Source organism: Sutterella massiliensis (assembly GCF_016899755.1).
Taxonomy (GTDB): Bacteria; Pseudomonadota; Gammaproteobacteria; order Burkholderiales; family Burkholderiaceae_F; genus Sutterella; species Sutterella massiliensis.
In genome coordinates, this window is the sequence record NZ_JACJJC010000112.1 from 1 (window position 1) to 1046 (window position 1046).

The window sequence follows — 1046 nt, forward strand, 5'->3', positions numbered from 1 at the left end:
GGCATCGGCACTTCATTGACCATTGGCTCATGGGATTGCGCTACGAGGGGCGGCACTTTGCGCTGCTGCATACGCAAGCGATCGACCCGCTGTCGGTATTCGTGAAGTTCGAAACGAGCACCGACATGGAAACACAGATCGAGCAAATCCTCCGGATGGAAAAATCGCGTTGATCAGTCGAGTTTGAGAGAGACGAGGAAGAACTGAAAAACGCACGCCGCCTGAAAGATGGAAACCAAAACGAATGACAGAAATGCTGTCTCAACCTGCTTCGTTCTGACGACTAAGCAAAACTCTGCGCAAAGCGAAAGTACATTGACTTCCTGCCGGACTGGTTCTACGGTGCGGATGACGTTCGCAACGTCATGCTACGGTGCAACGGTGCCGATGCCTCTCCTGTGCGAAGGTTTTTCCAACTACGCGCGAACATTGACGATGTTGTGCGTTGAGCACTCATTCGAATTGATTCATGATTGGCTTGATATGAAGGAAAAAAGGTTCATGACCAAATCGTTTCTGCTTCCTTTGATTCTGACGCTTGCTGCCGCACCGGCGCTCGCCGAAGAACCGAGCTTCACCATCCGCAACACCGACGTCGGATTCGCCGGGCAGGGCGTTTGCACTTTCGTCTTCACGCTCCAGGCGCTCAGCGTGGTTGACAATCCCATCGAAATCGAAGTTGATTTTCTTGAAAACGGTGAAAAGGTGGGCAATTCCGTCATTGCCGTGGAGCCTTTCGGGCAAAGCCGGGCAAACCAAACCCAGACGGCTATTGCCGAGTACGGCTGCTTTGACGTGTCGCAGATCCGGATTGTCCGGGCTTGGGAAATCGTGAACGGCAAGCGCCTCAAAATGCCGCTCAGCCACGTGCATCCCGACTACTACCGGCCGCTTGAGATAGTCAAATAAGCAGCGGATGAAGCCCGCGTTTTAGCGAGCTCTCAGCTGTGCGGCTCAGTCAATCAGGCTCAGCAATCGTCGACCGTTCTTCCTATGGTTGCGGTTGAGCGGACTGATGCAGCGATCGCTGTCTCTTATACACATCT

The 1046-nt window shown here is 53.3% G+C and carries 1 protein-coding gene; it reads left to right on the top strand.

Annotated elements, in window-relative coordinates; translation table 11 throughout:
* Positions 1 to 228 precede the first annotated feature (228 nt).
* A complete protein-coding gene (locus H6A60_RS11610) occupies positions 229 to 909 on the top strand; it encodes an IrmA family protein (protein WP_205104778.1) in 681 nt (226 codons plus the stop codon).
* Positions 910 to 1046 lie beyond the last annotated feature (137 nt).

Coding starts and splice junctions, on each gene's coding strand:
- H6A60_RS11610 (WP_205104778.1), top strand. CDS start 229: ATGGAAACCAAAACGAATGACAGAAATGCTGTCTCAACCTGCTTCGTT.